Consider the following 9,038-nt stretch of genomic DNA (forward strand, 5'->3'; position numbering starts at 1 on the left):
AAGAGTTCAGGGTATCTTGGCAGGCATCAGTGACGGTACAACTGCTACGGTGGGAGCGTCACAGCCATCACGGTGCGCATAACGGACAAGAAGGCTCTAGCTGAACTGTTCGCGGTATTGGGTCGGCGTCAAACCGAGCTTTTCACTGAACAGAAAACGCATGTGCCGCACGCTGCCAAAGCCACTTTTGAAAGCCACGGTCTTGAGCGGCAAGTCGCTGGTTTCCAGCAAATTCCTGGCGCAATCAATTCGCGCGCTTTGCAGAAACTCCATGGGTGTCATGTTCACTTCCCGGGCAAACATCCGGGCGAAGTGCCGTGTACTCATGTTCGCGAGACTGGCCATGCGTTCAATGCTGAAGGCTTCGTCAAGATGCTCAAGCACATAGATTTGTACTCGGGTCATCGGCGTTTCATGGGGCGCGACGGCAGCCATCAACGGACTGAACTGCGCCTGGCCACCCTGACGTTTCATCACCACCAGCAGCACTTTGGCCACGTCCTGGGCGACTTTCTTGCCATGGTCTTCGGCCACCACCGACAACGCCAGGTCAATACCCGCGGTGACACCGCCGGACGTAATGAGATTGCGGTCCTGCACGTAAATCTGATCAGTCTCGACAGTGGCCTTGGGAAAGCCCTTGATCAGGCGTTCGGTGTAGTGCCAGTGGGTGGTGACGCGATAACCATCCAGTAAACCGGCATGTCCCAGCACAAACGCACCGGTGCAGATCGAGCCATAACGCTCGGCGCGACTGACCGCGGCTTTGAGCCAACACAACAACAGTGGATGTTTTTCGTTGTAGGCACCCGGACCGCCCGGCACCAGCAACAGGTCAAACGCCCGATCCGCCTGATCGATGTGCAAATCGGCCTGGACGCTGACGCCGTTGGAGGCACGCAGTGCGCCATGCTCGGTGCCAATGGTCGACAACACATAATGCTCATCCGCTGCCAGATAGCGATTGGCGATGGAAAACACTTCCATGGGACCGGCCATATCGAGCAGCAGAAAGTCCGGGAACAACACCATAGCCACGGTTTTCATGGGTTCAAATCACTGAAGTCATAAGAAGGTCCGTCTGCCAAACACCGGCATCCGAAGAGTGCTGTGCATTATGGCCAAATGTGGCATCAGCGTCGGAGAAGAATACCTGATCGCCAGTCGATTACTGTCAACCTCAAAGGGACAGTATTTCAATTTCCATCTACTTATTGCATCAGTCGTTAACCATTAACCTTCTCCTCACTCGGACGAATCAACGTCCCCACAGGAGATTTCATCATGCTGACCCTTCGCAAAGCTTCCGATCGCGGCGCGGCCAATCACGGTTGGTTGAAGTCGTTCCATACCTTTTCCTTCGCCAACTATCGCAACCCGAAAGAGCAGGGTTTTTCCGACCTGCTGGTGATCAACGATGACCGGGTTGCCGCTGGTAAAGGTTTCGGTCAGCACCCGCACCGCGACATGGAGATTTTCTCTTATGTGCTCGAAGGTGCTTTGGAACACAAAGACACCCTGGGCACCGGCTCGGTGATCCGCCCCGGTGACGTGCAGTTGATGAGCGCCGGCAGCGGTGTGGCGCACAGTGAGTACAACCACTCGACCACCCGGCCGGTGCACTTCCTGCAAATCTGGATCGTGCCGCAAGTCAGCGGTGCCAAACCGCGTTATCAGCAAGAGCACTTCAGCACGCAGAAGAAACGCGGACGTCTGCAACTGATCATCTCCCCCGACGGGGAGAAGGGTTCGCTGAAGGTGCGTCAGGATGCACGGGTGTATGCCGCGTTGATCGACGGCAAGGAAAGCGCAACGCTGGAGCTGGCCGCCAATCGCTATGCTTATGTGCATGTGGCCCGCGGCAGTGTTGAACTCAACGGCGTGCCTTTGCAGGAAGGTGATGGTGTGAGGGTTCGCGATGAACAGGTACTGGCCCTGAGCAACGGCGTGGATGCCGAAGTGCTGGTGTTTGACCTGCGGCCCCAAGAGCTGCCGGAAATGCCATAAAGATCAAGAGATCGCAGCCTCGTTTCACTCGACAGCTCCTACAGGTGTACGCAAATCCCTGTAGGAGCTGTCGAGTGAAACGAGGCTGCGATCTTTAGCTTTAGTCCCGAGTGCCAGAAAACACCGCAACAATCTCATCAATCACTACCCGGACTCTGGCGGTATGCCGCAGGTCTGCGTGGGTCACCAGCCACACGTCATACGGCACGGATCGCGCGCGCTCCGGCCACAACCTGATCAGCCCGTTTTCATACGGCTGTCGAAATTGTTCCCGCCCCCGGCACGCATCTGTTAAAAACCGTGCTTTCCCGCTGATCTTCCGGACCGCCGCCGAATGTTTTCGAATGTGATGAGCCGCTTAAGCCGACGCTGGCTGCCGATGCTGTGCATGGCCGTGCTAATCGTCGGCTTGCCGGTGAGCTGCGGCGTACTCAAGTACACAGAGCGCGAGCTGCTGTTTCGTATTGAACCGGGCAACGCTGGCTGGTATCGCGGTCTGCCGCAGGACGTTCAGGAATTCGACATCAAGCCCGCCAGCTTCAAGGCCGGGCAAAGCTTGCATGCCTGGTGGTGGCCGGCCGCGCGTCGCGATGCGCCGTCGATCCTCTATCTGCACGGCGTGCGCTGGAACCTGACGGGCCACGCGTTCCGCATCGAGCAATTGCGCGCCATGGGCTATTCGGTGCTGGCCATCGACTACCGCGGGTTTGGCCAGAGCAAGGGTGATCTGCCGTCGGAAGCCAGTGTTTACGAGGACGCGCGAGCCGCCTGGGAGCGCTTCACCCAGATGCAACCGGACGCCAACAAGCGCCTGATCTACGGCCACTCCCTCGATGGCGCGGTGGCTATCGACCTGGCGGCAGACTTGGCCGCACAGGCGAAAAAGGACCATGGCGCGGTGCCGGTGCGCGGTCTGGTGATCGAGTCCACCTTCACCTCGCTGGGCGATGCCGTGGCGCAAGTGGCCGACAGCAACCTGCCAGTGAAATGGTTGCCGGTGCGCTGGTTGCTGTCGCAGAAATTCGATTCCATCGACAAGATCGTCGACATCAACATGCCGTTGCTGGTGGTTCATGGCTTGGCCGACCCGTTCATGCCATCGCGATTCAGCCAGCAGTTGTTCAATGCCGCCAACGAACCCAAGCACCTGTTATTGGTGCCCGGTGGTACGCACAACAACAGCATGAGCCGGGGCGGCACCCAGTATCGCCAGGCACTCGACGGTTTGATGAAGACAAAACCATCCCAGATGGCCGGGCCGGCAGTGGATCGAGTTTCTCGGGAGTCTTGAGCGCTATCGGTAACCGCGGGCCTGCAAATCAAACAACTGCGCATAGCGCCCGCCCGCGGCCACCAGACTGTCGTGATCGCCCCGCTCAAGGATCGCTCCCTGGTCCAGCACGATGATGTGGTCGGCATTGCGCACGCTGGAAAACCGGTGAGAGATCAGCAACGTCATCCGGCCTTCAGTGTGCTCACTGAAGTGCTCGAACACCGCTGCTTCCGCTGCCGGGTCAAGTGCCGAGGTCGGCTCATCCAGAATCAGGATATCGGCGTTGCGCCGCATGTAGGCACGCGACAACGCGATCTTCTGCCATTGCCCGCCGGACAGCTCCTGCCCCCCGGCGAACCACCGTCCCAATTGCGTGGCATACCCTCGATCCAGCCCTTCGATAAAGGGTGCGGCCATGCCCTCGGCGGCAGCCTCCTGCCAGCGCTTTTCATCGTTGAACGCCAGCGTGTCACCGACGCCGATGTTCTCGCCGACGGAGAATTGGTAGCGGATGTAATCCTGAAAAATCACCCCGATGCGCCGTCGTAGCGTGTCTTCTTCCCACGCTTGCAGATCGCTGCCGTCCAGCAGGATACGGCCCTGATCAGGACGGTACAGCCGCGTCAGTAATTTGATCAGCGTGGTCTTGCCCGAACCGTTCTCCCCCACCAGCGCCACACTGTGCCCAGGCACAAGGTGAAAATCGATGCCTTCCAGCGTGGCGCGACTGGCACCCGGATAACGGAAACCGACGTTCTCGAAACGCAGGCCATCGCCGGGTACCGCGCCCACGGTGAGGTTGCCGGTATCCGCCACAACAGGCTCGGCCAGGTATTCATAGAGACTGGAGAGGTAAAGGCCATCTTCGTAGAGACCGCTGATAGCACTCAAGCTGCTGCTCACCGCCGTCTGCCCCTGCTTGAACAACACCAGGTACATGGTCATCTGCCCGAGGCTGATATTGCCATGAACGGTATCGACCACGACCCAGGCATAGGCCAGATAAAACGCGCCGGTGCCCAGTAGACCGAGGACAAATCCCCAGCCATCCCGACGTAGTGTCAGGCGCCGGTCTTCGGCATAGAGACGCGCGAATGTCTCGCGATAACGCTTCAACAACAGCGGCGCGAAGCCGAACAGTTTGACCTCTTTGATGTAGCCCTCGTGGGAGAGCAGCGTTTCGATATAATTCTGTTGTCGACTCTCCGGCGCGCGGCGGGTGAACAACCGAAAAGCATCGCCGGAGAAATGCGCTTCGGCGAAGAACACCGGCAACGCGCCGACCACCAGCAGCACCAGCGCCCAAGGCGAAAAATGCACCAGCAACACGCCGAAGCTGATCAACACGATCAGGTTCTGAATCAGCCCCAACGACTTCATCACCAGCGCCAACGGCCGGGTCGAAGCCTCGCGGCGCACACGAACCAGCTTGTCGTAGAACTCGGAATTCTCGAACTGCACAAGCGATAACGTCTGGGCCTTCTCCAGAATCATCGTGTTGACCTTCTGCCCCAACTGCACCCGCAATAGCGATTGCTGGACCGACAGCGCCCGCTGAGTCCCGGACAGCAACGCGAGTACGCCCGCTTCAAACAGCACGTAACGCACGACCGGCCACAACGGCGCACTGCCCTGTTGTGCTTGCAACTGCATGGCGGTGACGACCGCATCGACGATACGCTGGCCTAACCAGGCCGCCAGCGCTGGAAGCACACCGGCGATCAGCGTCGCCAGCACCAATCCCAGAAACAGTCCGCGTGACGTTGCCCAGACCAGCAGCAAGGCGCGTCTCGCCTGGTCGAGTAACGAGGTGAAACGATCAAGAACAGGGGTCACTCCGTGAGTTCTCCCTGATACCTCGCCCGATACCGTCCCGGACTTTCTCCCGTCCACTTCTTGAACGCCCGATGGAACGCACTCGGCTCCTGAAAGCCAAGCTGCTCGGCAATGTCACTGATGCTCGCTCGGCTCTGGCGCAGCTGTTCGAAGGCAACGCCACGCCGCACCTCGTCCTTGATCTCCTGATACGAACACCCTTCACGCTCCAGCTTTCGGCGGAAGGTGCTGGGGCTCAGGTGCTGTTCCAGGGCGAAGGCCTGCAAGGTCGGCCATTGGCTGTAATGGCTGTTGCGCAGGCGCTGATGGACCTGCGACGCCAGGCCATGCTGATTACGAAAACGGATCACCAGCCATTGAGGCGCAGTGCGCAAAAACACTTTCAGCGATGCCAGATCCTGAACCACCGGCAGACGCAGATAGTGGCTGGCGAATTCGATTTCGGTGCGCTCCGCGCCAAAGGTCAGATTCGGTCCCCAGAGCAAACGGTCGTCGCTGAGCGACACACGCTCATGGCGAAAGTCTGCGCGATCGATAGGAATGCGTCGGCCGCCGAGCCAGCAGAGCAGACTGATCATCAACACCAGAAACGTCTCCTCGCCTAAACGACTGACGTCGCTGTTTGGCGAGTGGTTCTGCAGGCTGATCACCGCACGTTTTCCGCGCACCGTCAGCGTGCCGCGAAAGTCGTGGAGGAATAGCGCGAAATTGGCCAGGCACTGGCGCATGGCTTTGTGCAGGTCAGGTTCCTGAATCAATGCCCGGCAGATCAGGGCGAAACCGCCCGGCGGCATGCCATGAGAGTCGAGCCCGAAGAACTCATCGTTGAGCTCGCGGATCTGAATCAACCACAACGCGGCAAACGCACTCGCCGGTACACGTGCGGTGGGCTGCTCCAACAACGCAGGATCGATGCCCGCCTGTTCAAGCGCAGCCCTCTGACGTTGCGGATTGTTGCCCAGCCCATGGATCATTGCCTGCACGAAGTAGGCAGAAACCGAGTCCTTTTCCCGCATGTGAACGCTTCTCTCCCCATCACCCGAATGGCAAAAAACACCAGTGCCGTTGAACAGTTTCGGCATAGGACAACCGCCCTGCCGGCTCTAGACTCGCGGCCAATAGTACGCCTTCGGCCACTACGGCGGCCAAGGTATCGCGGGATTTGATCGGAAGGACAGAACATGAATCTGCAAAACATTGGCGTGATCGGCGCAGGCACCATGGGCAATGGCATTGCGCAAGTCTGCGCCTTGGCCGGTTTTAACGTGACCTTGCTCGACATCTCCGAGAGCGCTCTGCAAAAGGCCCTCGCAACAGTCAGTAAAAACCTCGATCGACAGGTTGCCAAGGAAACGCTGACGCAAGAGCAAAAGCTTGCCGCTCTCGACAAGATCCGCACCAGCACCGACTACAGCAACCTGCAGAACGTGCAACTGGTGATCGAAGCGGCGACCGAAAACCTCGAGCTGAAACTGCGCGTGCTGCAACAGATCGCCGCGCAGGTCAGCGACGATTGCGTGATTGCCTCCAACACGTCTTCGCTGTCCATCACCCAACTCGCTGCCAGCGTGAGCCAGCCTGAGCGCTTCATCGGTCTGCACTTCTTCAACCCGGTGCCGGTGATGGGCCTGATCGAGGTGATTCGCGGTTTGCAAACCAGCGACGCCACCCACGCCCTGGCGCTGGACATGGCGACCACTCTCGGCAAAACCGCGATCACCGCGGGCAACCGTCCGGGTTTCGTGGTCAACCGGATTCTGGTACCGATGATCAACGAAGCGATCCTGGTGTTTCAGGAAGGCCTGGCCAGCGCCGAAGACATCGACGCCGGCATGCGCCTGGGCTGCAATCAGCCGATCGGGCCATTGGCGTTGGCGGACCTGATCGGCCTGGACACCGTGTTGGCGATCCTCGAAGCCTTCTACGACGGCTTCAACGATAGCAAGTACCGCCCTGCTCCACTGCTCAAGGAAATGGTCGCCGCCGGTTACCTGGGGCGCAAAACGGGGCGTGGCTTCCATGCCTATGGCTGAGCGTTGCTCGCGCTTTGCCGAGTACCGGGACAAGGTGCTGGAGCTGTTCGCCTGCAAAGGTTTCGGACAGGTCGGCATGCGTGAGCTCGCGACCTGCCTGGGGCTCGCTCCCGGCTCGTTGTATCACCATTACCCCAGCAAACAGCACTTGCTGCTCGACCTGATCGAAGAGTTCTACGAAGAGCTGCTGGCAACCTTGGGGCGGATCGAGCAAAAGGCGCCGGCAAAACGAGACAAACTCCATGCCCTTATCCGAGCGCATTTGAACCTGCATCAGGAGATGCCCTGGCATTTTCGCCTGGCAGAGCGTGACAGCGGCTGCCTGAATGAAGAGCAACAGGAACGGGTTCGGCAGCTGCGCGAGCAATACGAGCGCAAATTGCTGCTGATGCTCGGAGCCCGATCCCGCTTCAGTGAACAGGGTTTGCTGGCCGCCGGACATGCAATCGCAAACTTACTCAACAGCGCACCCGGCTGGTTGGCGCAACATTCGCTGGATGAGCGAGAGCGCGTTGAGCTGTTGGAGAGTCTGGTGAGTGGAGCCATCGAACGTTTGCTACGCCCCGCGGCTCCACGGGCAGTAGCTTGAGGAACCGGGATCACTACTGAGGCGCTAGAAGCCATAAGCCACGCCGCTTCAATAGAAAAAACATCTAAACGATTCCTGCCAATCACGACATCTAACGCTTTGCTAAAGGGAGCCCAATCACTGCGGAGCCGGAGGTGAATTCAGCCTCCCTCCGCTTCTTCGTTACCGGGAGCAAAGCATGAAAATCAATCCCTACCTGATCTTCAACGGCGACTGCAAAGCCGCCTTCACCTTCTATGCCCAAAGCCTGCCAGGCCAGATCGAAGTCATGATGACCTTCGGCGAAAGCCCTGCGCGCGAGCACTTTCCGGCGGACTACCACAACCTGATCATCCACACCCGCCTGCTGGTGGGCGATCAGGCGATCATGGGCTCGGACACAACACCTGATCGCCCTACTGACGAAATGAGTGGCTGTTCGGTTTCGCTGAATGTCGACAGCATTGCGGAGGCTGAACGGGTCTTCGCTGCATTGTCGGAAGACGGCAGCGTTCAAATGCCACTGGAAGCGACGTTCTGGGCAGCACGCTTCGGCATGTTGGCTGATCGGTTTGGTGTGTCGTGGATGGTGAACTGCGAAAAGGATCAGTGAAACTCACTTTCTCAAGGCATGAAAAAAGCCCAACCTGGAAAGGTTGGGCTTCTGGCAACTGCCGGGCCGTCTGCTACCGTCAACACGCTACCTCGTACAGCGGCGGATTGTTCGGAGGAACCTAACTATGCCTGTCCATGATGTGCCTTGGTCTACTCGTTTCAAACTGTCACTGCTGGCCGGAGGACTCACCGCCACTCTGCTCGCGCTGAGTGGGTGCGCCACCGTCGACGCCCAGACCACCGCCTATGTGGGCGTGGAGCATCCCGCACCGACGCTCGCCAGCGAGGTCGTAGTGCTGCGCACCGAGCCTCTTCGCCCTCACGTCCGATTGGGTGAGGTGGTCATCGACGCGAGCGTCGAGCCTGCTCCTCCCATCACTCAAGTAGAAGAAAAACTACGCGAAGAGTCCGCCAAGCTCGGCGGCGATGCCGTGGTGGTGGTCTACGACCATATCCAACCGGTGGGCGCCTATGTCAACGGTCCACTGTGGGCTCGCGACGTAAAAACCATCGAAGGTCGGAAACTCAAAGGGATTGTGATCAAGTACCGGTAATGTCCGCTCGCACTTTCCTGCGGGCAAAACAAAACCCCTACCTGCATACGCAGATAGGGGTTTCGGAATTTAATCTTGACGATGACCTACTCTCACATGGGGAAACCCCACACTACCATCGGCGATGCATCGTTTCACTGCTGAGTTCGGGA

The 9,038-nt window shown here is 58.9% G+C and carries 9 protein-coding genes and 1 pseudogene; 6 read left to right on the top strand and 4 right to left on the bottom strand.

All coding sequences use genetic code 11. The features are described 5' to 3' along the window. Positions 1 to 96 precede the first annotated feature (96 nt). Complete coding sequence (locus tag CKW16_RS24325; RefSeq protein WP_095131360.1) at positions 97 to 1,047, bottom strand: GlxA family transcriptional regulator; 951 nt, start codon at positions 1,045 to 1,047, stop codon at positions 97 to 99. A 237-nt stretch (positions 1,048 to 1,284) separates the two neighbouring features. Here CKW16_RS24325 and CKW16_RS24330 point away from each other — a divergent pair, with 237 nt between their 5' ends. Beyond that, positions 1,285 to 2,007: a pirin family protein gene (locus tag CKW16_RS24330; protein ID WP_095131362.1), complete on the top strand. Its 723-nt coding sequence runs from the start codon at positions 1,285 to 1,287 to the stop codon at positions 2,005 to 2,007. Between the two features lie 100 nt (positions 2,008 to 2,107). On the opposite strand, the pseudogene CKW16_RS24335 reads toward CKW16_RS24330, so the two are convergent. Then, a pseudogene (locus CKW16_RS24335) lies at positions 2,108 to 2,254 on the bottom strand (LysR family transcriptional regulator); the annotation flags it as partial. Positions 2,255 to 2,341: 87 nt separating this feature from the next. Between CKW16_RS24335 and CKW16_RS24340 the strand changes: the two are divergent. Continuing rightward, entirely contained in the window at positions 2,342 to 3,298 is a 957-nt protein-coding gene (locus CKW16_RS24340) for an alpha/beta hydrolase (protein ID WP_095131364.1), read from the top strand. 3 nt (positions 3,299 to 3,301) lie between these two features. Here CKW16_RS24340 and CKW16_RS24345 read toward each other — a convergent pair whose 3' ends face one another. Together CKW16_RS24345 and CKW16_RS24350 are read right to left on the bottom strand one after the other, a co-directional pair. After that, complete coding sequence (locus CKW16_RS24345; RefSeq protein ID WP_095131366.1) at positions 3,302 to 5,116, bottom strand: ABC transporter ATP-binding protein; 1,815 nt, start codon at positions 5,114 to 5,116, stop codon at positions 3,302 to 3,304. After that, a complete protein-coding gene (locus CKW16_RS24350) occupies positions 5,113 to 6,132 on the bottom strand; it encodes an AraC family transcriptional regulator (RefSeq protein WP_095131368.1) in 1,020 nt (339 codons plus the stop codon). The genes CKW16_RS24345 and CKW16_RS24350 overlap by 4 nt, the downstream gene beginning before the upstream one ends. A gap of 165 nt (positions 6,133 to 6,297) precedes the next feature. Here CKW16_RS24350 and CKW16_RS24355 point away from each other — a divergent pair, with 165 nt between their 5' ends. From CKW16_RS24355 to CKW16_RS24370, 4 genes are all read left to right on the top strand, one after another. Next, a complete protein-coding gene (locus CKW16_RS24355) occupies positions 6,298 to 7,149 on the top strand; it encodes a 3-hydroxybutyryl-CoA dehydrogenase (RefSeq protein ID WP_095131370.1) in 852 nt (283 codons plus the stop codon). After that, the gene (locus CKW16_RS24360) at positions 7,136 to 7,738 is read left to right on the top strand and encodes a TetR/AcrR family transcriptional regulator (protein WP_095131372.1); all 603 of its coding nucleotides are present in this window, start codon (positions 7,136 to 7,138) and stop codon (positions 7,736 to 7,738) included. The genes CKW16_RS24355 and CKW16_RS24360 overlap by 14 nt, the downstream gene beginning before the upstream one ends. Positions 7,739 to 7,916: 178 nt before the next feature. After that, positions 7,917 to 8,330, top strand: a complete 414-nt coding sequence (locus CKW16_RS24365; protein ID WP_095131374.1) for a VOC family protein — start codon at positions 7,917 to 7,919, stop codon at positions 8,328 to 8,330. Between the two features lie 127 nt (positions 8,331 to 8,457). Further along, on the top strand, positions 8,458 to 8,886 hold the full coding sequence (locus CKW16_RS24370; RefSeq protein ID WP_095131376.1) for a hypothetical protein: 429 nt from the start codon (positions 8,458 to 8,460) through the stop codon (positions 8,884 to 8,886). Positions 8,887 to 9,038 lie beyond the last annotated feature (152 nt).

This window comes from Pseudomonas sp. Irchel s3h14 (assembly GCF_900187425.1).
In the GTDB taxonomy this organism is placed as follows: Bacteria; Pseudomonadota; Gammaproteobacteria; order Pseudomonadales; family Pseudomonadaceae; genus Aquipseudomonas.

Excerpts from the sequence above, each read along its gene's own strand:
- CKW16_RS24325 (WP_095131360.1), bottom strand. The coding sequence starts at position 1,047 with ATGAAAACCGTGGCTATGGTGTTGTTCCCGGACTTTCTGCTGCTCGAT.
- CKW16_RS24370 (WP_095131376.1), top strand. The coding sequence starts at position 8,458 with ATGCCTGTCCATGATGTGCCTTGGTCTACTCGTTTCAAACTGTCACTG.
- CKW16_RS24330 (WP_095131362.1), top strand. The coding sequence starts at position 1,285 with ATGCTGACCCTTCGCAAAGCTTCCGATCGCGGCGCGGCCAATCACGGT.
- CKW16_RS24355 (WP_095131370.1), top strand. The coding sequence starts at position 6,298 with ATGAATCTGCAAAACATTGGCGTGATCGGCGCAGGCACCATGGGCAAT.
- CKW16_RS24350 (WP_095131368.1), bottom strand. The coding sequence starts at position 6,132 with ATGCGGGAAAAGGACTCGGTTTCTGCCTACTTCGTGCAGGCAATGATC.
- CKW16_RS24365 (WP_095131374.1), top strand. The coding sequence starts at position 7,917 with ATGAAAATCAATCCCTACCTGATCTTCAACGGCGACTGCAAAGCCGCC.
- CKW16_RS24360 (WP_095131372.1), top strand. The coding sequence starts at position 7,136 with ATGCCTATGGCTGAGCGTTGCTCGCGCTTTGCCGAGTACCGGGACAAG.
- CKW16_RS24340 (WP_095131364.1), top strand. The coding sequence starts at position 2,342 with ATGTTTTCGAATGTGATGAGCCGCTTAAGCCGACGCTGGCTGCCGATG.